At 60.1% G+C, this 21,771-nt stretch carries 25 protein-coding genes and 1 pseudogene; 12 read left to right on the top strand and 14 right to left on the bottom strand.

The genetic code is table 11. The annotated features are described in order from the left end of the window. The first annotated feature begins 15 nt into the window (after window positions 1–15). Entirely contained in the window at window positions 16–489 is a 474-nt protein-coding gene (locus tag K2Q04_RS04960; RefSeq protein WP_291160107.1) for a hypothetical protein, read from the top strand. Window positions 490–719: 230 nt separating this feature from the next. Here K2Q04_RS04960 and K2Q04_RS04965 read toward each other — a convergent pair whose 3' ends face one another. Together K2Q04_RS04965 and K2Q04_RS04970 are read right to left on the bottom strand one after the other, a co-directional pair. After that, window positions 720–1,082, bottom strand: coding sequence for a nuclear transport factor 2 family protein (locus K2Q04_RS04965; protein ID WP_291160109.1), 363 nt, complete (start codon window positions 1,080–1,082; stop codon window positions 720–722). 272 nt (window positions 1,083–1,354) lie between these two features. Then, entirely contained in the window at window positions 1,355–2,575 is a 1,221-nt protein-coding gene (locus K2Q04_RS04970; protein ID WP_291160112.1) for an NADP-dependent isocitrate dehydrogenase, read from the bottom strand. Window positions 2,576–2,782: 207 nt separating this feature from the next. Between K2Q04_RS04970 and K2Q04_RS04975 the strand changes: the two genes are divergently transcribed. The 4 genes from K2Q04_RS04975 to K2Q04_RS04990 all read left to right on the top strand — a co-directional run bounded on the left by K2Q04_RS04975 (window position 2,783) and on the right by K2Q04_RS04990 (window position 7,633). After that, the gene (locus tag K2Q04_RS04975; RefSeq protein WP_291160115.1) at window positions 2,783–4,063 is read left to right on the top strand and encodes an RNA methyltransferase; all 1,281 of its coding nucleotides are present in this window, start codon (window positions 2,783–2,785) and stop codon (window positions 4,061–4,063) included. Between the two features lie 144 nt (window positions 4,064–4,207). Next, a complete protein-coding gene (locus K2Q04_RS04980; protein ID WP_291160117.1) occupies window positions 4,208–4,858 on the top strand; it encodes a hypothetical protein in 651 nt (216 codons plus the stop codon). A gap of 209 nt (window positions 4,859–5,067) precedes the next feature. Beyond that, window positions 5,068–5,685, top strand: a complete 618-nt coding sequence (rpsD, locus tag K2Q04_RS04985; protein ID WP_092865383.1) for a 30S ribosomal protein S4 — start codon at window positions 5,068–5,070, stop codon at window positions 5,683–5,685. Between the two features lie 229 nt (window positions 5,686–5,914). Continuing rightward, complete coding sequence (locus K2Q04_RS04990; protein ID WP_291160122.1) at window positions 5,915–7,633, top strand: MFS transporter; 1,719 nt, start codon at window positions 5,915–5,917, stop codon at window positions 7,631–7,633. 184 nt (window positions 7,634–7,817) lie between these two features. On the opposite strand, the gene K2Q04_RS04995 is transcribed toward K2Q04_RS04990, so the two are convergent. After that, window positions 7,818–8,915 (bottom strand): paraquat-inducible protein A, encoded by a 1,098-nt coding sequence (locus K2Q04_RS04995; protein ID WP_291160165.1) that lies wholly within the window; start codon window positions 8,913–8,915, stop codon window positions 7,818–7,820. A gap of 152 nt (window positions 8,916–9,067) precedes the next feature. On the opposite strand from K2Q04_RS04995, the gene K2Q04_RS05000 reads away from it, so the two are divergent. Continuing rightward, window positions 9,068–10,147: a P1 family peptidase gene (locus K2Q04_RS05000; RefSeq protein ID WP_291160124.1), complete on the top strand. Its 1,080-nt coding sequence runs from the start codon at window positions 9,068–9,070 to the stop codon at window positions 10,145–10,147. 50 nt (window positions 10,148–10,197) lie between these two features. On the opposite strand, the gene grxD is transcribed toward K2Q04_RS05000, so the two are convergent. Next, window positions 10,198–10,542, bottom strand: coding sequence for a Grx4 family monothiol glutaredoxin (grxD, locus tag K2Q04_RS05005; protein WP_291160127.1), 345 nt, complete (start codon window positions 10,540–10,542; stop codon window positions 10,198–10,200). 82 nt (window positions 10,543–10,624) lie between these two features. Then, complete coding sequence (locus K2Q04_RS05010; protein WP_092865398.1) at window positions 10,625–10,861, bottom strand: BolA/IbaG family iron-sulfur metabolism protein; 237 nt, start codon at window positions 10,859–10,861, stop codon at window positions 10,625–10,627. 196 nt (window positions 10,862–11,057) lie between these two features. Here K2Q04_RS05010 and pqqA point away from each other — a divergent pair, with 196 nt between their 5' ends. Beyond that, window positions 11,058–11,147 carry a pyrroloquinoline quinone precursor peptide PqqA gene (gene pqqA / locus K2Q04_RS05015; protein WP_015598411.1) on the top strand — a complete coding sequence of 30 codons (90 nt, stop codon included), beginning with the start codon at window positions 11,058–11,060 and terminating at the stop codon, window positions 11,145–11,147. Between the two features lie 160 nt (window positions 11,148–11,307). Here the strand turns inward: pqqA and K2Q04_RS05020 are convergent, their stop codons facing one another. Next, window positions 11,308–12,141: a DUF2147 domain-containing protein gene (locus K2Q04_RS05020; RefSeq protein WP_291160131.1), complete on the bottom strand. Its 834-nt coding sequence runs from the start codon at window positions 12,139–12,141 to the stop codon at window positions 11,308–11,310. 304 nt (window positions 12,142–12,445) lie between these two features. Here K2Q04_RS05020 and K2Q04_RS05025 point away from each other — a divergent pair, with 304 nt between their 5' ends. The 4 genes from K2Q04_RS05025 to K2Q04_RS05040 all read left to right on the top strand — a co-directional run bounded on the left by K2Q04_RS05025 (window position 12,446) and on the right by K2Q04_RS05040 (window position 14,687). Continuing rightward, a complete protein-coding gene (locus K2Q04_RS05025) occupies window positions 12,446–12,739 on the top strand; it encodes a hypothetical protein (RefSeq protein ID WP_291160134.1) in 294 nt (97 codons plus the stop codon). 382 nt (window positions 12,740–13,121) lie between these two features. After that, entirely contained in the window at window positions 13,122–13,442 is a 321-nt protein-coding gene (locus tag K2Q04_RS05030) for a hypothetical protein (protein ID WP_291160137.1), read from the top strand. A 21-nt stretch (window positions 13,443–13,463) separates the two neighbouring features. Beyond that, window positions 13,464–13,733, top strand: a complete 270-nt coding sequence (locus tag K2Q04_RS05035) for a hypothetical protein (RefSeq protein WP_291160139.1) — start codon at window positions 13,464–13,466, stop codon at window positions 13,731–13,733. A 168-nt stretch (window positions 13,734–13,901) separates the two neighbouring features. Next, window positions 13,902–14,687, top strand: a complete 786-nt coding sequence (locus K2Q04_RS05040; protein ID WP_291160141.1) for a glycosyltransferase family 2 protein — start codon at window positions 13,902–13,904, stop codon at window positions 14,685–14,687. A 107-nt stretch (window positions 14,688–14,794) separates the two neighbouring features. Here K2Q04_RS05040 and K2Q04_RS05045 read toward each other — a convergent pair whose 3' ends face one another. The 5 genes from K2Q04_RS05045 to K2Q04_RS05065 all read right to left on the bottom strand — a co-directional run bounded on the left by K2Q04_RS05045 (window position 14,795) and on the right by K2Q04_RS05065 (window position 18,948). Then, window positions 14,795–15,253 carry an FKBP-type peptidyl-prolyl cis-trans isomerase gene (locus K2Q04_RS05045; protein WP_291160142.1) on the bottom strand — a complete coding sequence of 153 codons (459 nt, stop codon included), beginning with the start codon at window positions 15,251–15,253 and terminating at the stop codon, window positions 14,795–14,797. 75 nt (window positions 15,254–15,328) lie between these two features. Next, window positions 15,329–15,556, bottom strand: coding sequence for a hypothetical protein (locus K2Q04_RS05050; protein WP_291160144.1), 228 nt, complete (start codon window positions 15,554–15,556; stop codon window positions 15,329–15,331). A 27-nt stretch (window positions 15,557–15,583) separates the two neighbouring features. Continuing rightward, window positions 15,584–17,812, bottom strand: coding sequence for a phosphoribosylformylglycinamidine synthase subunit PurL (gene purL / locus K2Q04_RS05055; RefSeq protein WP_291160146.1), 2,229 nt, complete (start codon window positions 17,810–17,812; stop codon window positions 15,584–15,586). A gap of 214 nt (window positions 17,813–18,026) precedes the next feature. Further along, window positions 18,027–18,440 (bottom strand): DUF305 domain-containing protein, encoded by a 414-nt coding sequence (locus tag K2Q04_RS05060; RefSeq protein ID WP_291160149.1) that lies wholly within the window; start codon window positions 18,438–18,440, stop codon window positions 18,027–18,029. Window positions 18,441–18,564: 124 nt separating this feature from the next. Next, window positions 18,565–18,948, bottom strand: a complete 384-nt coding sequence (locus K2Q04_RS05065) for a DUF305 domain-containing protein (RefSeq protein WP_291160168.1) — start codon at window positions 18,946–18,948, stop codon at window positions 18,565–18,567. Window positions 18,949–19,219: 271 nt separating this feature from the next. Between K2Q04_RS05065 and K2Q04_RS05070 the strand changes: the two genes are divergently transcribed. Continuing rightward, a complete protein-coding gene (locus K2Q04_RS05070; protein ID WP_291160151.1) occupies window positions 19,220–19,609 on the top strand; it encodes a hypothetical protein in 390 nt (129 codons plus the stop codon). A gap of 424 nt (window positions 19,610–20,033) precedes the next feature. Here K2Q04_RS05070 and K2Q04_RS05075 read toward each other — a convergent pair whose 3' ends face one another. The 3 genes and pseudogenes from K2Q04_RS05075 to K2Q04_RS05085 all read right to left on the bottom strand — a co-directional run. Beyond that, window positions 20,034–20,267: a hypothetical protein gene (locus tag K2Q04_RS05075; RefSeq protein ID WP_291160153.1), complete on the bottom strand. Its 234-nt coding sequence runs from the start codon at window positions 20,265–20,267 to the stop codon at window positions 20,034–20,036. 288 nt (window positions 20,268–20,555) lie between these two features. After that, window positions 20,556–21,260, bottom strand: coding sequence for a phosphoribosylformylglycinamidine synthase subunit PurQ (gene purQ, locus K2Q04_RS05080; RefSeq protein ID WP_291160156.1), 705 nt, complete (start codon window positions 21,258–21,260; stop codon window positions 20,556–20,558). 201 nt (window positions 21,261–21,461) lie between these two features. Further along, window positions 21,462–21,771 (bottom strand): annotated as a pseudogene (locus K2Q04_RS05085) (hypothetical protein); the annotation flags it as partial.

Genomic DNA, 21,771 nt, shown 5'->3' on the forward strand with positions numbered 1-21,771 from the left:
CGAGGACCATTGCAGATGACACGCACGCGTTCGCTCAGTTTCGCCGCCTTTTTGCTTGTCACGACATCAGCATGGGCTGACGACGCCATCGTCAAGCTGCCGGCGACGCCGATGCCTTCTGCAGGACCGACGACTGCGGCGGCGACTGAGTTCTGCGGCGATGCCAGCGGGAAGGCGGAAGATCTGATCGCGCGCTATTCCACAAAAGCGGGTTTGCTGCAGGTCTATACGAGCGAACTCTATACTGCGTTCAGCGACGATCCGAAGAACGCGACCGTGATGTACACGTTCACGACCAAGAACAATCCAGCCTATCCCGCTGCTGTCTGCCGCAAGGTGGTGCATGAGGGGGACGCCCTCACGGTGCAGATGAAGGTCGTTTGCGACGGCAAGAAAGAGGCGTGCGATAAGCTGCAGAACGACTTCAACGTGATGACGGCGAAAATGCAGGCCGAGGTCGATCAGCAGATCGCTGCGGGCAAGAAGTAAGCTCTTCTGTTTGCGCCTGGCGACGCCGCTTCGCGGAGCCGGCGGAGGTGGCGATTTGCGTGCGCAGGCGCTGCGCTTTCCCGCAGTGGACCGCGAGCAAACGTAGCGCTGTCCGTTGCCATGGATCCCGGCTTTCGCAGGGATGACAACTGAAAACGCGGCGCACTTTTATGCGCCGCGTTTTTTATTTCTGAGAAAAGTCTTGTGGCGCCGCTGGTGCCGAAGCTTCCTTAGTTCCAGGTGTGGAGGAGGATCTGGAAGTCGCCGCCGTTGCGTTTGACGACATTCACCCAGTTGCCGCCGTACTGCTTTGACGCTCCGTTTTCGCCCGGTCCGTTCAGCTGCCACTTGCCGCTGGCAATCAGCGTGTCGCCATTTTCGATCACGTTATCGACGGCGATCTTGTGATCCGAGAAACCGTTGGCTCGAAGATCCTTGAAGAAGTTGCCGATCGCTTCAGGGCCTTTGACCGGCGAGCCGCCAGAGGGAATGACCAAAGCTTCCGGAGCGTAGAAACCGCCGAGGCTCACCGTGTCTCCTTTATTGAATGTGTCGTCCCATTTGGCAGCTTTATTCGCTACTTCGCTCGTCATCGATTTCTCCTTGTCTTCACGTGTAAATCCAAACAGCCCGCTCTATCGGGGCCTTCGTGCACTTGCCGGATGTAAAGGGGCTCCGATACGCTTCAGCGTGGATCTCCACGAATTGCCGCCGGTGGAATGGAAGGAATAACTCGCGCGGCGGCTATTTGTGCCCCGCGAGCCATATGTGGCCGACGTGGAAGCGTGCCCGTCATAGAGACCGACGATGCGGTCGTCGCTGATGCGCGGACGGCTCGTGCTCAAATTGCCGGTAAGGTTTCTGCTTATGCGGTCTTCGCCATCGCGGCTTTGAGGTTGGCGTCGACCTTCTGGAGGAAGCCGGTCGTCGACAGCCATTTCTGATCGGGGCCGACGAGGAGCGCCAGGTCCTTCGTCATGTAGCCCTCTTCGACGGTTGCGATGCAGACGCGCTCGAGCGTCTGGCAGAACTTCTGCAGTTTTTCGTTGCCGTCGAGCTTGGCGCGGTGTCCGAGGCCGCGCGTCCAGGCGAAGATCGACGCAATCGAATTGGTCGACGTTTCCTTGCCCTTCTGATGTTCGCGGTAGTGGCGCGTGACGGTGCCGTGGGCGGCCTCGGCTTCGACGGTCTTGCCGTCCGGCGTCATCAACACGCTCGTCATCAGGCCGAGCGAGCCGAAGCCCTGCGCAACCGTATCGGACTGGACGTCGCCGTCGTAGTTCTTGCACGCCCAGACGTAGCCGCCCGACCACTTGAGAGCGCTTGCCACCATGTCGTCGATGAGCCGATGCTCGTAGGTGAGCTTGCGCTTCGTGAATTCGGCCTTGAACTCCGCCTCGTAGACTTCCTGGAAGATGTCCTTGAAGCGGCCATCGTAGGCCTTGAGGATCGTGTTCTTCGTCGACAGGTAAACGGGATAGTTGCGCGACAGGCCGTAATTGAGCGAAGCGCGCGCGAAGTCGCGGATCGATTCATCGAGATTGTACATCGCGAGCGCGACGCCTGCGTCCGGCGCCTTGAAAACTTCCTTCTCGATCACCGTTCCGTCCTCGCCGACGAACTTGATCGTCAGCACGCCCTTGCCGGGGAACTTGAAGTCGGTCGCCTTATACTGGTCGCCAAATGCGTGGCGGCCGACGATGATCGGCTGGGTCCAGCCGGGGACGAGGCGCGGCACGTTCTTGCAGATGATCGGCTCGCGGAAGATAACGCCGCCCAAGATGTTGCGGATCGTGCCGTTGGGGCTCTTCCACATTTCCTTCAGGCTGAATTCTTTGACGCGTGCTTCGTCGGGCGTGATGGTCGCGCATTTGATGCCGACGCCATGCTTCTTGATGGCGTTGCCGGCATCGATCGTCACCTGGTCGCTGGTCTTGTCGCGGTTTTCGACGCTCAGATCGTAGTATTCGAGATTAACGTCGAGGTAGGGGTGTATCAGGCTGTCCTTGATCAGCTTCCAGATAATGCGGGTCATCTCGTCGCCGTCGAGTTCGACGACGGTGCCTTCAACCTTGATTTTTTGCATGGGGATGTCTCGCAAAGAAGAATGGAAGCTGGAAATTAAGACCATAGCGACAGGGTCGCGGCTCACGAAGTGAACCTTCGCCGCAGTCGTGCGGCAGATCTCGGATTGGTTCAAGTTCGAAGCGAAAAGAAGCGTGGATGTTGGGCACGATCCCGCCTAATTGTACGCCCAGCAACGGCAAGCACTTAAGGCGCGCGGAGGCGTCATTTGAACGTCGAAACCGAAACGATGAAAAACGAGGCCGCGCCCGAGATCCGCATCGGGGGCGGCGTACCTGTAATCGGCCCCGGGGACACTCCGGTCGCCGAGGTCGTGCACGCCTGCCATTCCGCGTCTATCGACCAGGGGCTTGCGGCGCTCGCCATTCCGGGTCTCAACCGCGAAACCCTCGAACCTGTGCTGCAGTATTGCGCCGGGCTCCGCTGCGTTGCCGACAACGTGTCGTGTCCGGGCTGCAAACGGCGCACCGAGGCCCAGGGGATCGAGACGCTCGATCAGTTCATCCTCAGCAAGAAGGAAGTGATCGTCGGTGACGGCCGCGTCCGTCTCAAGGGCGAGGGAACGGAGACGGTTACGACGCCTTGCCTCGAAACGCTTTCCAAGCAGTGGTCGGGCGAAAATTACTGGTTTTGGGCGCGCCGCGTCATTCGCAAGCTGCGGCATGGGTTGCGTCGCGCGCACATGCGGGGCGAGCCCGTTGCAGGCGAAGGCGAGACGCCGTCCGTCATTCTGATGGAGCCGCAACTCGCCGATAACATCGGCATGGTGGCGCGCGCTTGCGCGAATTTCGGGCTCGACGATCTGCGCCTCGTCAGCCCGCGTGACGGCTGGCCGAATGAAAAAGCGCGGATCGCGGCGTCGGGTGCGAACTACATCATCGACGATGCGCGGGCGTACGGTTCGCTGGAAGAGAGTCTCGCCGATCTGAACTGGGTCGGGGCCACGACGGCCCGCCAGCGGGATCTTCGCAAACCCGTGCTGACTCCCGAGCAGGCTATCGTCGAAATGCGGAAGCGGATCGGTCGTGGCGAGCGGTGCGGGGTGCTGTTCGGGCGCGAGCGTAACGGTCTCGAGACGAGCGAGGTCGCGGTGGCCGACGCGTTCATCATGATTCCAGTAAATTCTCGTTTCGCTTCTCTCAATCTGGCGCAGGCAGTGCTGCTGACCGGATACGAATGGATGCGCAGCGACGCCGGGCGAAGTCTCGGCCGGGTTACAACCTACGAGAAGCCTCTAACAGAGGGGCTTTACCTCGGACGGGACCGGCCGGCGACCAAAGAAGAACTGCTTGGATTATTTGAACATTTGGAGCGGGAGCTCGAGGCCAACGGGTTCTTCAATCCCGCCCATCGGAGGTCAACGGTGTCACAAAACCTGCGTACACTCTTGACTAGGCTCAATGCGACGGAGCAGGAAGTCCGCACCCTTCGTGGCATAGTTGCCACGCTTTCACAGGGCAAAGGAAGGGCCAGAAAACGGGGGGAGTAGGTGCCTTCATATAGCCAAGTTTTGGGCCGAGCGATGCCAAGTCGATAGTCTACTGGCAATATGCAACGTGGCTACTGCAAGGGCCGCGCCTGGATTTCGCATTCACTAAAAAAGAAAATCGAAGAGGCGCTACTGGAGATGTGGATGAACACGAGGGCGGGGGTAGTGTTTGCGGGTGCGATGGCGTTGTCGCTGATGGGTACGGTGGTACCCGCCGGCGCGCAGGAGCTCAGCGAACACGCCGTGAGATCATTTATGGAGTATGCGTGGTCGCTTACGCCGCAGCAATTCTCCAAGCCTGACGGGTCGGTCATCGTGATCGACAAAACGAAGAAGGCTGAAGTCGAGATTCCGCTCGACGTCGCGCGCGAGGTGATCAAGGCCGGCCGGCTTTCGGCCCATGCCCAGATCTGCGATCTGCGTGACGATCAGGTGCTCAATCATCGGGCGATGATGCGCCGGGAAGAGGCGAAGAAGAAGTGGACCCAGCAAAATCTGGTCTACATCAGCCAGTTGCACCTGACGACGGTCATGCTTCTGACGGGCCGGATCAAGCTCGTCGAGAAAGAGGGCGACAAGGAAGTCGTCGTCGACGAGAAGAAATCGCCGGCTCAGACGTGCTCTGACGAGCAGCGCAAGAAGGTTAAGGAAATGATTGCGGCTTACGTTGCCGCCAGCCCGCCGCCCAATTTCGCTGCCGCGCCGCCTGCGGCTCCGGCTCCCGGCGCCGCTCCGGGCGCTCCTGTCGCAACCGGGTCGACTTCGGTCACGGAAACGACGATTAACAAGAACTAAGCGGCAGATAGGCCGTTGACGAGGCGGCCGGACGCCGGTAAACCCTGTCTTCTTCGCGGGTCCTTTGGGGCCCGCGTTTGATTTGTGCGCACCCGTGGCGGGACTGTCGAAGGTCCATGCCTGTCGGCCCTCAAGTTGAGGGATGAGGAGGGGGCGCTCCAAAGCCACGGTTCATCCGAGCCGTGGCATAACTCATGGAGTGCTAGAAGATGACTAAGCGCGTTCGCGCCAAGCATAAGATCGACCGCCGTCTCGGCGAGAACATCTGGGGCCGTCCGAAGAGCCCGCTCAACCGCCGCGAGAGCCGTCCCGGCCAGCACGGCGAGCGCCGTTCCGGTAAGCTGTCGGACTTCGGCCAGCAGCTGAAAGCCAAGCAGAAGCTCAAAGGTTATTACGCATCGATCTCGGAGCGTCAGTTCCGTGCGGCTTACGACGAAGCTTCGCGCCTCAAGGGCTCGACGTCGGAGCACCTGATCGGTCTTCTCGAGCGCCGTCTCGACGCGCTCGTCTACCGCGCCAAGTTCGTGCCGACCGTGTTTGCCGCTCGCCAGTTCGTCAGCCACGGCCATGTGACCGTCAACGGCAAGCGCGTCACCGTTCCGAGCTACCGCCTCAAGATCGGCGACGTCGTCGAGGTTCGCGAGAAGGCGAAGCAGCTTGCTCTCGTTCTCGAGGCCATCAAGAGCGCCGAGCGCGATCTGCCGGATTACATCAACGTCGATCACAGCAAGATGACGGCGTCGCTGACGCGCGTTCCGGCGCTGAGCGATGTGCCGTATCCGGTCCAGATGGAACCGAACCTCGTCGTCGAATTCTATTCGCGCTAATCTTTGTTTGGGCGTGGGCCTCTCCCCTCCGGGGAGCCAGCTGCCCGCGCCGAAGCGAGTTTTGATTTTTGCAAAAGGCCGGTGCTTCGTCGCCGGCCTTTTTGCTGCGTCGCGCAATCATCGGCATAGCGCGGTTCGTCATTTCCAAATGAGGAACAGTCATTCGCTCTCGACCCGCTATGTGCGTAGAGTGTCGTACATAAAAACGATGCTCTTGGGGGGAGTGCACATGGCAAGCGTCGAAACGGGAACTCTCGCCGGTCGACAGACGGCAGGCATTACTGGAGCGGAGCGAAAGGTCATTTTCGCGTCTTCGCTCGGCACGGTTTTCGAGTGGTACGACTTCTACCTTTATGGCTCGCTTGCGACCATCATCGCCGCGCAGTTCTTCTCGCTGAAAGATCCGGCGGGCGACTTCATCTACAATGAATCGACGCGCAACATCTTCGCTCTGCTCGCGTTCGCTGCGGGCTTCATCGTCCGGCCGTTCGGCGCCATCATCTTCGGACGAATTGGCGATCTCGTCGGGCGGAAAAACACCTTTCTTGTAACGATCCTGATCATGGGCCTGTCGACCTTCGTCGTCGGCCTGTTGCCGAGTGCAACGTCGATCGGCATCGCGGCGCCGATCATTCTGATCGTGCTTCGTCTGCTGCAGGGCCTGGCGCTCGGCGGCGAGTACGGGGGCGCTGCGACCTACGTTGCCGAGCACGCTCCGACCGGACGGCGCGGCCTGTATACGAGTTGGATCCAGACTACGGCGACGCTCGGCCTATTCCTGTCGCTCGTCGTCATCCTAGGGGTCCGTACCATCGTCGGCGAGGAAGCATTCAAGGAATGGGGCTGGCGCATTCCGTTTCTGGTCTCGATCCTTTTGCTCGGCGTCTCGGTCTGGATCCGTCTGTCGCTGTCGGAATCGCCGGCCTTCAAGAAGATGAAGGAGGAGGGCAAGGGCTCGAAGGCGCCGCTGACCGAAAGCTTCTTCCACTATCCCAACAACAAGTACGTTCTCTTAGCGCTGCTCGGCCTCGTCGCCGGCCAGGGTGTCGTCTGGTACACGGGCCAATTCTATGCGCTGTTCTTCCTGCAGAGCATCCTTAAGGTCGACGGCTACACCGCGAATCTTTTGATCGCGTGGTCGCTCTTGCTCGGCACGTTTTTCTTCGTGTTCTTCGGGTGGCTGTCCGACAAGATCGGCCGCAAGCCAGTGATCCTCGCCGGCTGCCTGATCGCCGCTCTCACCTACTTCCCGCTCTTCAAGCTCCTTGCCGAGACGGCCAATCCGGCGCTCGCTCATGCAATTGAGACCGTGCAGGTGAAGGTCGTAGCCGATCCAGCCGAATGCGGTTCGCTGTTCAATCCGGTCGGCACACGCAAATATACGACCGCTTGCGACAAGGCTCGCGACTGGCTCTCAAAGGCGTCGGTCAAGTACACGACCGAGGCGGGAGCCGCTGGTCAGCCGGCCAAGGTTGTGATCGCGGGCAAGGAAATTGCTGCTGCCGATCTTGAGAAGGTCGTTGGCGATCCGAAAGACAAGATCACGGTCGGAAGTCAGGCGATCACTGAAGCGGGCTATCCGACGGCAGGTGACGCAAGCATCGTGAAGTTGTCCAATCCGTTCGACATCTTCAACCCTCAGGCCGGCACTGTCATCGGTATCCTGTTCATCCTGGTGCTCTATGTCACCATGGTCTACGGGCCCATCGCGGCAGCGCTGGTCGAGCTCTTTCCGACCAAGATTCGCTACACCTCGATGTCATTGCCTTACCACATCGGCAATGGGTGGTTCGGCGGCCTTTTGCCTGCCACCGCCTTCGCGATGGTGGCCGCGACAGGAGACATCTACTACGGCCTCTGGTACCCGATCGTGGTCGCAGCGGCGACGGCCGTGATCGGTTTCCTGTTCATTCCGGAAACGAAGGATCGGGACATCCATACGATCTGACGGTCGATTGCGGGTGCACTCCCGTCATCCTCGAACGGGCGAGCATCGCGAGGCTGTTCGGGGATCCAGCGTAAAGCGCGCCGAAGGCCCGATATTGCGTCTTCGACGACTCTTACGCTGGATCCCCGGCCTTCGACGCAGCTTCGCTGTGCTTGGCCGAGGATGACGAAGGGCGGGCGACTGACTACGCGGCGTGGCGGCGTGGGCGGCCGCCTGCGATGGCGATGCCGGGTTTGGGCGCGATGGCGGGGCCGCCATCGGGCCGGCGTTTGCGGCGCCGGCGGCCGGATGGCGGCTCGGCATTGGCCCAGCCGTACGCGAGGATCGTCATCAACGCCGAGGCCGCGAAGAAATAGACGCCCGGCAACACGCGGGCTTCCGTATAGCCCGACGAGTTGACGTAGAAGATCATCAGCGCCAGCACCATGACGTCGGTCATCGAATAGCGGCCGATCCATTCCATCGTTGCGAACGACTTTCGGCGGAAATCATCCGGCATGTCGTGCGCGGTGATCAGCGTCAGCAGATAGAAGAGCTTCAGGAACGGGAAGAAGACGGATACCGCGAACACGATGGCGCAGAGGAAGTATTCGTTGTTCTCGAAGAGCGCGTACATGATCGTCAGGATCGAATGCTCGTTCGTCCAGACGTAGACGGTCGTGAAGCGGATCGTCGGCAATATCAGGCCGAGCGCGAAGAATACGGTCGCGAGAATGATCAGGAAGCTCAGCGCGAAGTTGCGCCAGCCCGATGTCCGGGTCGCGTGGCCGACGTCGGGCTGAGGAATGACGGGGACGAGTTCGGGCGCCGCGGCCATCCCGTCAGTGCGGATCCAGGCGTAAGAGAGGATCATCAGCATGACGGCTGCCGTGAAGAAGTAGACGCCGTTGAGGCTCGAGGCATCGTAGACGCCTTGGCTCTTGATGAAGAAGATCGTCAGGGCAAGCACGAGCACGTCGTGCATCGACCATTTGCCGAGCCATTCGAGCGCGCGCAGGCGGCTCTGGTGGCGTACGATCTCAGCCGGGGGCAAGGTCGAGACGAGCAGCAGGTAGAGAAGCTTCGTCACCGGCAGCAGAATCGAGAAGATCAGGACGATCAGTCCCAGGAACGTCTGGCCGTCGTGCAGGAGGACGCCCACAGTCGAGAGGAGCGAATGCTCCGTCGTCCAGAACGAGAAGGTCGTGAGCTTCAGGATCGGCATCGTGATGCCGAGCGCGAGACAGACACTGGCGGTCAGGATGGTCAGCGAGAGAATGAAGCGCGTGCCGCCCAGCCACATGACCTGCACTATCCGGCTCCTGTTGCGGCCACGGAAAGCCGTTCCGCCATTCTCGGGAGGCAGCACTTCCGTTCGGCAAAATTGAGACAGCGGCCGGTCAAGCCGAAGCGGTGCGGTGCTGGTAAGGAAAGAGAGCACAGTCAGGAGGGCTCATGACCGATCCAGCGAAGTTTGCGCCGAACGGCAAGCCGCGGGCGCGAGGCTTAGAATTGCCGATGCCGGGGGTGCCAGGGCCTCTCAACGCCATCACCGATGTCGCGGGCGTGACGGTCGGATATACGACGCTTCGCAACAATGGGGGCGCCGTACATACGGGCGTCACCGCGATCCTGCCGCGCGCACCGGCCGATCTCTTGCACCCCGTCTGGGCGGGCGTCTTCTCGATGAACGGGAACGGCGAGATGACGGGTGCCCACTGGGTGCGCGATGCGGGGTGGTTCACCGGGCCGATTACGATCACCAATACGTTTTCGGTCGGTCTTGCGCATCACGCCACGCTGAAATGGATGGCGAAGCGCTTTCCTTCGCTCGGGGAAGATCTCTGGGCGCTTCCGGTCGCCGCCGAGACCTATGACGGGTATCTGAGCGACATCGCAGGCTTTCACGTCAGCGAAGAGCACGTGCTGGCGGCGATCGAGGCGGCGCGGTCCGGGCCGGTTGCCGAAGGTTGCGTCGGCGGCGGCGCGGGAATGATCGCTTATGAATTCAAAGGCGGGACGGGAACGGCCTCGCGGCGCACGTCAACGCGTCTTGGAGAGCATACAGTCGGTGTGCTCGTGCAGGCCAATCACGGCATCCGGCCTTGGCTGACGGTCTGCGGCAAACCGGTGGGGGAGGCCTTGCCGGGCGAACGGGTCTACGAGAACGAGCGCGGGTCGATCATCGTCATCATCGCCACAGATGCGCCGTTGTTGCCGGGGCAGCTCGAACGGCTGGCGCGGCGGGCGTCGATCGGCATCGGGCGGGGAGGAACTCCGTCAGGCAATTCTTCGGGCGACATCTTCATGGCCTTTTCGACAGCGAACGATCCGGGGCAATTGCCGGAGCCTGCTGCGCTGACGTTCACCGCCGTCAGCAACGACGATCTCGACGCGATTTATCTCGCCGTCGTGGAGAGCGTCGAAGAAGCGGTGCTGAATGCGATGCTCGGCGCGGAGACCACCACGGGCAAGCACGGCCGGGTCGTCGAGGCGATCGACGCCGAAAAACTAAAAGCGCTCGTGCTTCAATGAAGCAGCGAGCGCTTTGATCGTTATGCCGATATGGGCGTCCGAGGAACGCCTCAGGCGTGCTGATGGGAGTGGGGAATGCCCTTCTCGCAGATGAGGTCGTGGAGCTCACCCGCGGAGTACATTTCGCGCATGATATCGCAGCCGCCGATGAACTCGCCCTTCACGTAGAGCTGCGGGATCGTCGGCCAATTCGAGAACGTCTTGATGCCCTCGCGAACGCCCTGATCTTCGAGCACGTTCACGTCCTTGAAGGGCACGCCGAGATGCTCGAGGATCTTCACGGCGGTTGCCGAGAATCCGCACTGAGGGAACTGCTTTGTGCCCTTCATGAACAATACGACATCATTGTCGGCGATGGTTTTTGCGATGGTATCCTTGACCGGATCAGAGGCCATCCTGAGGCTCCTTATTGGTGGCGAGGCAGCCCAAACGGCGCACCCGCTTCGTTTCGAGATGTGGGCGAGACGGGCCGTTTAGTCAATCGGGCGGAAGCGCAGTCGTCAGCTGCAGCGCGTGCAGGACGCCGCCCATATTGCCGCCCAGGGCGTCATAGACCATCTGGTGCTGTTGAACGCGGCTTTTGCCTTTGAAGGCGGCCGAAACGACGTGAGCAGCCCAGTGGTCGTTGTCGCCTGCCAGGTCCTTGAGCACGATCTGGGCGTCGGGAAAGCGGGTTTTTATCATCCGTTCGATGTCGGCCGCTGGCATTGGCATTTACGTGCACTCCGGTTCGTAGCAGGGGGGTTGTTTCGCTCAGCGATCATTGCCCCGTTCGATCAGGTAGGGCAAGCCTTGCGATCAGCCAATCTTATCGAATTGTCACGCGATTGCGATTGGACGTTATCAAGGGGCGTAGCTATGTTTCTTGTTATTGGGAACGTCAAGTTCCTGAAGTCTAATGGAGGACACCATGAAGACCTGGACCAAGCCCGCAGTTCGCGAGCAGGAAGTCGGCCTGGAAGTTACGTCGTATCTTCCGGCTGAGATCGACCTGATCTGAGTCGATACTGCGTTGTTGAATTCGAACGCGGCGGCAGGAAATCTGCCGTCGCGTTTTTTTGTGCGTAGATATCTCTGAATACAGAGACACCCGCTGCAGGCAGACGCAGCGGGTGTCTCTCTTTGGCCGAGGAGGGGGGAACGCCTCGGCTAGTGCGAGCCTACTGCTCGCAATCGATGGTGACCTTCACCCAGGGAAGATCGAGCTTGCATTTTCCGGATTTGGTTCGCGTCAGGACCTTGTCCAGCTGCAAGTCTCCAATCTTCATTTTGCCGAGAGCGCCGCCGATGTCGTCGGCTTTGCCTTCGTCGCTGGCGTGGTCATTCTTTGCCGTATCGGCCGTCGCTTCAGATGACGACGGCGCGGGCGCTTTCGTTTCATCGGATTTTTGCGCATCCGCAGCAGGAGCAGCAGCCGGTGAAGCGGGCTCGGCGCTCGCTTCCTTGGCTGCTGTCGACGGACCTTCGGCCGGCGCAGCCTTCGGGGCAACAGGAGCCGCAGGCTGAGCTAATGCAGCGGTCGCGACATCGGGCTTCTTGGCTGCGGGCGTATTGGCCTTTGCATCGTTCTGGTTATCGGGCTGGCCGCAAAGCTGCAAATCTTGCGGCGCGCGCTTCCAGATCATTGTCTTCGACAGGAACTTCATGCCGGCGTAACCGAGGACCTTGAGGTCGCCGTTCGCGAGCGGCGTCAGCTCGACATTGTATTTGCGGCCGCGTTCCGGCGAATAGATCCATCCGTTGTCCCAGCGGCCGCCGCCCATGGGGGCAACGTCACCGATGATTTGCTTGCCGCATCCGTCTGCGTCAGCTGACGATTGTACCCAGACGACATTGCCGCAAAGCATGTCTCCGCAAGGCTTGATTTCGACCGCACCGCGGCCGGTATCATTCAGCCAGATGCCTGTTGGGTCGGAAGCTGCCGATGCGCTCCCGGAGACGACCGGCATTAAAAAGGCGACGAACGCCGATGCGATGTATTTTCCTGCGCGCATGACATGATCCCTTCGGTGAATGATCTGGTTCGTTTCATCTCTCGGGTCTTTTTGCCCTAAGCCTTCCAGGAACGATGTTCCGGAGGAGACAACCCGTTTCGGATCGGACGCCAATATTTTGGTATCGCTGTGCGGAATTTCCCGAACGGGCATGAAACGATCTTAGAAGCTCTAGCGTACCGGATTGTGTGAGACCAAAAAACATCGGCGCCCGTTGAAGCGTCGACCGGTCGCACTGTCCGCCCGGCGCTTCAATTTTTCGCATCGAAGTGCCGTTTTAGCTTTCAAAACAGGAGTTTTCCCGATGATGAAGCCATTTCTGGCCGCGACGATGCTTGTCCTATCGGCCTCGGTTGTGTTCGCAGCTGACGACCTCTCGACGAAGGAAATGAGGGATAATCCCGGCGTTTCGGGCGGTGGTTCGACGGCCACACCGACGGCCAAGCCCAATTCGGGCAGTCTTTCTGAAGGTCAAATGCAGCATCAGCCGGGCGTCAACAGCGATAGGACCGGCACGACCGCCATGCCGAACGTGAAGCCGGCCGACGGTTCTCTTTCACGCGAGGAGATGGATCAGAACCCGGGCGCGCGGAAATAGCGCGATAGTGAAACGCCGGTGCTGACACGTTCTGACACGCCACACGGCGTTTTTTGTAACCATTGTTGAACTGAGGAGGGAGGCGAGCGCGGAGCGTCGCTTCCTTTCTTTTTGCGCAAGCGGCTCAAGTCGAAGCGAAGCTTCGCTTAGAGTTCGTGACAAATCATATTCTCGAGCATCGACAATTTGCGATGCCGTCTAATGCGATGTGCACATCACATTGCGCCGTGTTTCCTGCGGTTCGGTGAGCGCGTGTCCCGGTTTAGGGCGATGCTCAGTCGCGCTTATGGGATGCTTATATTTTCGTTCTCGCGCTCCCGTCGAATCTTTATGCGCGACACTCTACGTTGATCTTGCATCCGCAGCGCTGCAGGAGCGTTCAATGGTAATGCCCTTCGATTTTCGTAAGCACGCCGATTTTCGTAGCCGCTTCACCAGCGAAGCGGAGCAACGGATGAAGGAGAAGGATCGCCAAGACCGCCAGGCAGCGCTTATTTTCGCGCTTCTCATCGGTGCCTTCGCAGCGCTCGGTATCGTGTTGGTCATGAATAGCCGTTCGCAGGTTGGGCCCAAGGAAATGAGCGATTGCTCGTCGATCCAGTCAGAGAGCGCTCGCCTCGCCTGCTTCGACGAACTTTCCCGCCATTCGAAATCCGAACCCTTCAAGGGCTCGCCGCCAACGCAGCTTGGCGACAAGAAATAGCTTTCGAAAGAGGCATCTCTCATGCTCGCCAGCCAGCGTCGCGCTCAGCTTCTCGAATACTGCATCCTTCCCAACACGGAGTTTCAGGGTCCGGTCATCGGCAGGCTCGATGGGCGCGATTTCTCGGAGTTCGTTCGTGACGAATTCGGCCGTCTCTTTGTCTATTCCGGAGTTGCGCCGCGCCGGAGCGACGGGGAGTTCGATCAGGACGCATTGAAAACCGGCGAATTCATCGTTCCACCGGGTTTGATCTACCGTTACCGCGGAAAGGCGCCGCGGCGGGTGGCCTAGATTTCTTCTCGGTATGGGCAAGCGGGCGATCGCTGATCCCGTAATTGCCGGCCACCTTGGCGTCCTACTTCAGGGCGTGTGCGAATCAACCTAACATCCGCAGTCGAATCTTCATTGGAGTGAACGGCGCGAGTGCGCTCGCGAAAATACTTCATTGCAGGGTGAAAAATGCGGACGGTCATCTGCCATTTCTTCAATGAGGAATACATGCTGCCGTGGTGGCTCGATCACCACCGGCGCGTCTTCGACCACGGCATCATGATCGACTACAATTCGACGGACGGAAGCCGTGAGCTGATCAAGAAGTTCTGTCCCGAGTGGGAAATTCACACCACCCGGAACGCCTATTTCGACAGCGCCTGCATTGATCGCGAAGTCGAGGATTACGAGCGGACGTGCCGGTCGTGGCGCATGGCGCTCAACGTGACCGAATTTCTCTATGGCAACTTCCAGCAGTTGGACAAAATCATCGCGCCGACGCGGCATTTCATCGGCAATTATGTCTTTGTCGATCCGATGAATGGTCCGGCGCCAGTGTACGGCCGTCCGCTGCACGAGCAGGCGACCTTCGGCTATTACGAGGACGATCCCAAGTCTTTCAGAAAGCTAAATCTCGGCTTGCGAGCGAGCCGCAGTCTTCACAATTTCGGGCAGCGATATCCGGAGTGCGGCGGGCGGCACTGGTATCAGAGTCCGACGCTCAATGACTTGGCGATCTTCTACTACGGATACTCCGTTCTCAACGAGGACGGCATCGCGCGGAAGCTGCAAATCCAAACCAAAATGAGCCCGGAGGAAATCCGGACTCGTGGCACCGACCATCCCAACACGGTCACGCGCGAGAAATACTTGGGCAATATCGATCGCTATCATCGGCCGCGCTGCAAGGACCTGAGCGCGGTCATCGCGAAGCTCGCAAGCTACCAAGGTTACGGGCAGCTCGCGCCCGCTTGAACGTTCGCGTGTGGAATGTTTCTGCAGTGCGCAGATAGATTTGCCGCCGGGCGCAGGCGGGATGAAAGCGAGAGCTGACGATCTTTCGCCCGCTCTCGCCGAAGGCATTATTTCAGACCGAGCAACTCGACGTCGAAGATGAGCGTCGCGTTCGGCGGGATGACCCCTCCGGCGCCGCGTGCGCCATATCCCAACGCGGCCGGAATGATGAGCGTGCGCTTGCCGCCGACCTTCATCGATGCGACGCCTTCGTCCCAGCCCTTGATGACCCGTCCCGTTCCGATCGGGAATTCGAATGGGCTGCCGCGGTCGAGGGAAGAGTCAAACTTGTTGCCCTTTTTGCCATCCTGATAGAGCCAGCCGGTGTAGTGCATCACGCAGATCTGGCCGGTTTCGGGAGTCGCGCCCGTGCCGACGACGGTGTCTTCGTATTGGAGTCCGGATGGTGTGGTGGTCATTGACGATCCTTGTGGTTCAGCGAATGCGTATTGGTCGGGAAGGATTGCACCGCTCAGAGCGAAAACTGCGGCGATGGCCATTATGGCCGGAAAGCGAGCGTGGCGCATTTGAGTTCCTTTGAGGTTTCCTACCGTTTGGAGGGCGACGGGGGTGACGATCTTCATCGGGCGAACAGGTAGCGTCTAGGCCGATGCGCCGGACTTTTTCAGGGCATCGTCGAGACGCCGCTTGTACTCTTCCTCCATCGCCAGGACATGCTGGTAGACGTTGTCGAGTTCTTCCTTGCGGTCTTCGTTCTGCGCTTCCTCGACCCAGGTCGCGAATTCTTCGCGAAGAGTGAAAAGGACGTCGAGCGCCCCTTTGATCTCGCTCAATTCCTGAGTGGGTTGCGGATCACCGTCGCTCACCATTAAGGACGCCCTTTTTGCTAAGGATCGTTATACGCCGAGCTCGCTCTGCATCAGGTTCGGCAGAAAGCCTTCGTGCGCAGCGCGGAGTTCCGATAGCGGCAAAGGCTTTTCACCCTTGAGGCCGACGGCATCGCCACTGATGCGGCCGACGATGCGTGCGGGCAATTCGAGGAGGCGCGCACGCTCCAAGACTTCCTCGGCCTTTTGCGGCGTCACCTCGACGACGTAGCGACCCTGGTCTTCTCCGAACCAGATGGCGTGCGCCGGAAGCTTGCCTTCATAGGGATAGAGCTCGGCGCCGAGGCCATTGCTGCCGCCTGCGAGCGCCATCTCGGCGATGGCGACGAGAAGACCACCGTCCGAGCAATCGTGCACGGCGAGAACGCGGCCCTCGCGGATCAGCGTGCGGATCAGACGTCCGGCCTTGATTTCGTCCTGGAGATCGACGGGCGGCGGTGCGCCATCGAATTTGCCGGTTGCGTGCTTCTGATAGAGCGACTGGCCGAGGTGTCCTTCCTCGCGGCCGATCACGATCAGCACGTTGCCTTCGCTCTTCAGGCGAATGTCGGCGATCTTCGTCCAATCCGGCACGAGGCCGACGCCGCCGATCGCGGGAGTCGGGGGAATGCCGACGCCGTTCGTTTCGTTGTAGAGCGAGACGTTCCCGGAGACGACTGGATAGTCGAGCGCGGTGCAGGCTTCGCCCATGCCGCGGACGCTTGCCACGAACTGGCCCATGATCTCGGGCCGCTCGGGGTTGGCGAAGTTCATGTTGTCGGTGATCGCGAGCGGGTCAGCGCCGACGGCCGTGAGGTTTCGCCAGGTTTCGACGACGGCCTGCTTGGTGCCTTCCTCGGGATCTGCGGCGACGTAGCGGGGCGTCACGTCGCAAGCGACGGCAATGCCCTTTTTCGTTCCGTGGACGCGGACGACGCCCGCGTCGCCACCCGGACGGCCGACAGTGTCGCCCATCACCATGTGGTCGTACTGTTCCCAGATCCAGCGGCGCGACGAGAGATGCGGACCGGCCATCAGATCCTTCAACGTGCCGAGGATAGAATTCGGCGCGGGCACCCATTCGGGGAGAATTTTCGAGGGCTTCTTCGGTTCGATGTAAGGACGCTTGTACATCGGCGCGGAGTTCGCGAGCACGGGCACGGGCAGATCGGCTTCGACCTTGCCCTTGTGCTTGATGACCATGCGCTGGGTGTCGGTCGTCTGGCCGATGACGGCGAAGTCGAGGCCCCATTTGGTGAAGATGGCTTGCGCCTCTTCGCGCCGTTCCGGCTTCAGGATCATCAACATGCGCTCTTGGCTTTCCGAGAGCATCATCTCGTAAGCGGTCATGCCGGTTTCGCGCTGGGGCACGAGATCGAGATCCAACTCGATGCCGACGCCGCCCTTGTCGGCCATTTCCGAGGTCGACGAGGTGAGTCCGGCCGCGCCCATATCCTGAATGGCGATGATTGAATCCGTCGCCATCAATTCGAGGCAGGCTTCGATCAAGAGCTTCTCGGTGAAAGGGTCGCCGACTTGGACGGTCGGGCGTTTCTCGTCGCTCTTCTCGTCGAACTCGGCCGACGCCATCGTCGCGCCGTGGATGCCGTCGCGGCCGGTTTTCGAGCCGACGTAGACGACCGGCAGACCGACGCCCTTCGCCGCGGAGTAGAAAATCTTGTCGGTCTTCGCGAGGCCGACGCACATGGCGTTGACGAGGATGTTGTTGTTGTAGCCTTCGTCGAAATTCGTCTCGCCGCCGATGGTCGGGACGCCGGTGCAGTTGCCGTAGTGAGCGATGCCGGCGACGACGCCGCCGACGAGGTGGCGGGTTTTTGGATGGTCGGGCGCGCCGAAGCGCAGCGCGTTCATGTTGGCGACGGGCCGGGCGCCCATCGTGAAGACGTCGCGCATGATGCCGCCTACGCCGGTCGCGGCGCCCTGGAAGGGCTCGATGTAGGACGGGTGGTTATGGCTCTCCATCTTGAAGACGACGGCATCGCCATCTCCGAGATCGACGACGCCCGCGTTCTCGCCGGGGCCCTGGATCACTTTCGGGCCGCTCGTCGGCAAGGTTTTCAGCCAGACGCGCGAGGATTTGTACGAGCAGTGCTCGCTCCACATCACCGAAAAGATGCCAAGCTCGCAGATCAACGGCTCCCGGCCGAGGATTTCGAGCAACCGCTCGTATTCGTCGGGCTTGAGGCCGTGCTCGGCAACGATCTGAGGGGTGATCTTTAGCGTAGTCGTATCGGTCATCGGGGTTCCGTCGAGCGCTCGAATTGCGTCCGCTTATATGGGCTCGGGAACGGTTTGTCGCGTTCGTGCTCCCGTAGGCCCAACGGCCAAACGTCGCGATAACGCCGAGGCCCTCATAGCGGGAGGTGAGGCCGCCGCCCAGCCCTATCGGCGGCCAGCCGTTTCATTTGGCCTTTCCGGCCAAAAATCCAAGGATAAGAGGGGCCTATCGGCGTCAGTTGACCGGGCTCGCGGCCTTGCTGTGCCTGGCGAGCCAGCCCCGTATCTCGGCGATCTGCTTGTCCTGGGACCTGATGATGCTTTCAGCCAGCTTTCTGATTTTGGGATCGGTGCCGTACTCGAGCTCAGCCCTGGCCATGTCCAAGGCGCCTTGGTGGTGGGGAATGAGATTGGTGACGAAGTCGATGTCGGGGTTGCCCGTGTAGGTCAACGCGTGCATGGCCTCGTCCATTTTGTAGATCGCGGTGGCCAGCGCGCTCGCGGCAGGCGGCGCCGTAATGACAGCTGCCGTATCCATTGTGAGGGGCTTGTCTTTTTTCACCCTTTCCGCAGTCATGGCGCGCGGAACGGGAGCGAGGCCCAGGCAAGTCAGAGCTGTGAAGTTTTTCATAGCTGTGAAGTTTTTCATGGGCCTTCCTTTCGAGCACAAGGGCCGCTGGAAGCTCACATCGCTATCTCACTGGTGTTGGGGATGTCGAAATCCAGACTCTCGCATTTAATCCGAATTTTGCGCGGATTGGATGCGTTGCGGCTTACATTTTGTGCTTTGCGAGCCAGGCATTCATGCCTGCTATCTCTTGCTCTTGCGCTGCGATGATGTCCTCGGCCAGCTTCCGCATCTCGGGGTCTTTGCCGTACTGCAATTCGACTTTGGCCATGTCGATTGCGCCCTGGTGATGGGCGATCATGCCGTTGACGAAATCGACGTCGGCATCGCCCGTGTAGGGGATCGACATGGCTTTGTGCATCTTCTGATTGGCGGCTTCAAAGCCCTTCGACGAGGCGGATCCCTCGGCGGTCTTGGCCGTGTCCATGTTCATGTGATCCATGCCCTTCATTTCCGTCTCTCCGGCGACTGCGGGCGTGATGGAAACAAGGCCGAGGCAGATCAGGGCCGCGATACTTTTCATCGCCATTCCTTTCGGGAAGCTGGTGGGCTTAAGGCGCATCGCACCTCGCAATTGCGAATTTGAAGATACATTTGCGCGCATTGGATGTGGCACTTTCCGTCCTACCCGTACGGGCTGTGACCGTTCCGCGCTGCAAAACTCGCAGTTCCGATTTGCGCAGTCTGGGGATTTTTCGCGGGGAGTCAGTACCTTATTTGGGATCTCAAGCGACGACGTCACGTCCAGACAATTGTGCGCGGATTTGAACTCGACGCTCTTGGACAGTGGAGATCCTGTCATGACACGTTCCGCAAAACTTACGGGTATTGTGCTTCTCTCGGGCTTGGCTTTGCTTCCTGGTGCCAGCATTTCGTCTGCTGACGAGGCACCCGGTTATCGCGTTGAGCCGCTTAAGGGCATCACCTTGGCGGTCGGGCAGAAGCGTGCGGTTGGCTATTACCAGAATGCCGGCGGCTCCTGCCATCTGACGCTCATGTTGGCGGATCCGTATTCCGATTCCGACAAGGCCGCGTCGGAGCCGGTGCGAGTCAATCTGACGGTTCGGGAAGGCACGTCAGCTCAGGTCGATGCGCTAAAAGGGTCACTGGCTTTCGCTTGTTCCACGGGCGCGTCAACGATGACCATACAACCCGTTCAGCAGTTCGCTTATAGCGCAGTTGCGAAATAAATTCCTCGTCGGTTTCAAGTCCACGCTTGCAAACTGTTCGAGTTGGGGCGGGAGCCACAACTCCCGCCCTCTTTTTTTGTCCTATAGTTCATTGTAATTGCTGACTATTTCTCGTTTGTGCGGCGCGCATAAGAGATCTGCATTTTGCCCTCTGGCGGATGTCATGCGGATCACATATCTACACCGTAGAAGAGGCGACCCGGGGGCCTTATCCCGGGACCCGGTTTGGGATTGAACCCAGCCGGTTAGCTCAAAACAGGTGATGTTATGAAGGCCTTCGTGTTCGCTGTATTTAGCTCGATGAGTTCTGCGTATGCAGCTCCTCGCAAAAATCAGCGGCGCGGGAACATCCGCTAAGCGGATCGTTCGACTGCATGGAAAAGGGGCCTCTAGGGCCCCTTTTTTGTTGCTGACTTTCTGGAAGTTACCAGCGGCCCGAATACGCCGGGGCGGAGCGTGCGGAGTGGAAGCGCGGCGCCGATGCCATCCTGATGAGCTGCTGCTTCGTCATGCGGCGAAGCTTTTCTGAAAGGTTGAGATAGAGCTGCTTCATGCGGATGAGCCGTACGGGGCTCGCTGCGTTCGAACGCTGCTCACGATCGATCATTTCACGAACGCGGCTGACGCGTTCGAGAAGGGTGATAAAACGTCGGGACATGAATTTTCCTCCGGATCGAACTGGAGGTATGTCCGGGCAATTCGACTCAGCACCGGGCACACCCGATGCGGTCCGACATCGCAGCACCGTTATGGCGCTGCCAGAGGGGCCCGGCCCCGCAATCGTTAAACAGGTGGGAAGGGTGGCGGCGATGTCCAAGGGGGCAAACGCAAATGCCACGAAATGATCACAATGGACGGCGGAAGCCGGCGTTTGTCGTTCGCGCGGGCGCGGAAATCCAGAGCCTCCGCCCGGGCAGGCTCTTCGTCGGCATGACGGTGGGTATGCTCAGGCTACCGCTTCGAGCGTCGACAGCAGCATGCTTTCGAAGACGCGCCGACCGTCGGTGCCGCCCAGGGCCTTTTCGTAGAGGCGTTCGGGATGGGGCATCATGCCGAGCACGCGGCCCGTCTCGTTGACGATGCCCGCGATGTTGCGCTGGGCGCCGTTCGGGCAGCTCTCGGGCGTTGTTTCGCCTGCCTCGTTGGCGTAGCGGAAGGCGACGCGGCCTTCGCCTTCGAGGCGGTCGAGCGTCTCGCTGTCGGCAAAGTAGTTGCCTTCACCGTGCGCGATCGGAACCTTGATTACTTCGCCTTCGCGATAGCACTTCGTGAAGAACGTCTGATCGTTCTCGACCTTCAGGAACACATCGCGGCAGATGAAGTGCAATGATGCGTTGCGGAGGAGCGCTCCGGGGAGCAGGCCCGACTCGCAAAGGATCTGAAAGCCGTTGCAGATGCCGATGACGGGCGTCCCGGCTTTTGCCTTGGCGACGACGTCCTTCATGATCGGCGAATGCGCGGCCATCGCGCCGCAGCGAAGATAGTCGCCGTAGGAGAAGCCGCCGGGCAGCACGATGACGTCGGAGGACGGAACGCTTGCGTCGCCGTGCCAGATCATCTTCGGGGCGAAGCCCGTTACCCGCTCGATCGCGGTCTGGACGTCGCGATCGCAGTTCGATCCGGGGAAAACGATGACGGAAGCGCGGAGCATTCGGCGTTGCACCTTTGGGAGAGCGTTGGCTTGTTACGGACCTGAATATAGGGACTCGAAATCTAAGTCACGGGCTGGTTCCTCGAAACGAACGTCATCCCGGCGAAGGCCGGGATCTATCCAGGCCAGATATCTGCGATGAACCTCGGTTTGGACGGATCCCTGCCTGCGCGGGGATGACGTTGAATTAGGTGCTTTTTCTTAGGGCGAACCGAGCGGCGAAAGTTTTTTCTTTTGTTCCTCGACTTCAGCGCGGGACAGGTTGGTCAATCTGCTGTCCTCGGCCTTCGTGCTCGCCATCAGGTCAGCAAACTGAGCCTGGTTGCCGTAGCCGCAGGCCTTGCTCTGGGCCGTCCAGACGCCCGTCACCTGCTTCACGAACTTGCGCGCGCGTCCTTCCTTGACGATGCGCAGGTTGCCATCCTCGATCGCGACTTCAAGACCGCCGGCGGTGAACGTCCCCGCGAAAACGACCGCGCGCGCGTTCTGCGAGATATCGATGAAGCCGCCG

This window comes from Hyphomicrobium sp. (genome assembly GCF_019753045.1).
In the GTDB taxonomy this organism is placed as follows: Bacteria; Pseudomonadota; Alphaproteobacteria; order Rhizobiales; family Hyphomicrobiaceae; genus Hyphomicrobium_B.

Coding starts and splice junctions, on each gene's coding strand:
- K2Q04_RS04960 (WP_291160107.1), top strand. CDS start 16: ATGACACGCACGCGTTCGCTCAGTTTCGCCGCCTTTTTGCTTGTCACG.
- K2Q04_RS04965 (WP_291160109.1), bottom strand. CDS start 1,082: ATGACGAGCGAAGTAGCGAATAAAGCTGCCAAATGGGACGACACATTC.
- K2Q04_RS04970 (WP_291160112.1), bottom strand. CDS start 2,575: ATGCAAAAAATCAAGGTTGAAGGCACCGTCGTCGAACTCGACGGCGAC.
- K2Q04_RS04980 (WP_291160117.1), top strand. CDS start 4,208: ATGAACACGAGGGCGGGGGTAGTGTTTGCGGGTGCGATGGCGTTGTCG.
- rpsD (WP_092865383.1), top strand. CDS start 5,068: ATGACTAAGCGCGTTCGCGCCAAGCATAAGATCGACCGCCGTCTCGGC.
- K2Q04_RS04990 (WP_291160122.1), top strand. CDS start 5,915: ATGGCAAGCGTCGAAACGGGAACTCTCGCCGGTCGACAGACGGCAGGC.
- K2Q04_RS04995 (WP_291160165.1), bottom strand. CDS start 8,915: ATGTGGCTGGGCGGCACGCGCTTCATTCTCTCGCTGACCATCCTGACC.
- K2Q04_RS05000 (WP_291160124.1), top strand. CDS start 9,068: ATGACCGATCCAGCGAAGTTTGCGCCGAACGGCAAGCCGCGGGCGCGA.
- grxD (WP_291160127.1), bottom strand. CDS start 10,542: ATGGCCTCTGATCCGGTCAAGGATACCATCGCAAAAACCATCGCCGAC.
- K2Q04_RS05010 (WP_092865398.1), bottom strand. CDS start 10,861: ATGCCAATGCCAGCGGCCGACATCGAACGGATGATAAAAACCCGCTTT.
- pqqA (WP_015598411.1), top strand. CDS start 11,058: ATGAAGACCTGGACCAAGCCCGCAGTTCGCGAGCAGGAAGTCGGCCTG.
- K2Q04_RS05020 (WP_291160131.1), bottom strand. CDS start 12,141: ATGCGCGCAGGAAAATACATCGCATCGGCGTTCGTCGCCTTTTTAATG.
- K2Q04_RS05025 (WP_291160134.1), top strand. CDS start 12,446: ATGATGAAGCCATTTCTGGCCGCGACGATGCTTGTCCTATCGGCCTCG.
- K2Q04_RS05030 (WP_291160137.1), top strand. CDS start 13,122: ATGGTAATGCCCTTCGATTTTCGTAAGCACGCCGATTTTCGTAGCCGC.
- K2Q04_RS05035 (WP_291160139.1), top strand. CDS start 13,464: ATGCTCGCCAGCCAGCGTCGCGCTCAGCTTCTCGAATACTGCATCCTT.
- K2Q04_RS05040 (WP_291160141.1), top strand. CDS start 13,902: ATGCGGACGGTCATCTGCCATTTCTTCAATGAGGAATACATGCTGCCG.
- K2Q04_RS05045 (WP_291160142.1), bottom strand. CDS start 15,253: ATGCGCCACGCTCGCTTTCCGGCCATAATGGCCATCGCCGCAGTTTTC.
- K2Q04_RS05050 (WP_291160144.1), bottom strand. CDS start 15,556: ATGGTGAGCGACGGTGATCCGCAACCCACTCAGGAATTGAGCGAGATC.
- purL (WP_291160146.1), bottom strand. CDS start 17,812: ATGACCGATACGACTACGCTAAAGATCACCCCTCAGATCGTTGCCGAG.
- K2Q04_RS05060 (WP_291160149.1), bottom strand. CDS start 18,440: ATGAAAAACTTCACAGCTATGAAAAACTTCACAGCTCTGACTTGCCTG.
- K2Q04_RS05065 (WP_291160168.1), bottom strand. CDS start 18,948: ATGGCGATGAAAAGTATCGCGGCCCTGATCTGCCTCGGCCTTGTTTCC.
- K2Q04_RS05070 (WP_291160151.1), top strand. CDS start 19,220: ATGACACGTTCCGCAAAACTTACGGGTATTGTGCTTCTCTCGGGCTTG.
- K2Q04_RS05075 (WP_291160153.1), bottom strand. CDS start 20,267: ATGTCCCGACGTTTTATCACCCTTCTCGAACGCGTCAGCCGCGTTCGT.
- purQ (WP_291160156.1), bottom strand. CDS start 21,260: ATGCTCCGCGCTTCCGTCATCGTTTTCCCCGGATCGAACTGCGATCGC.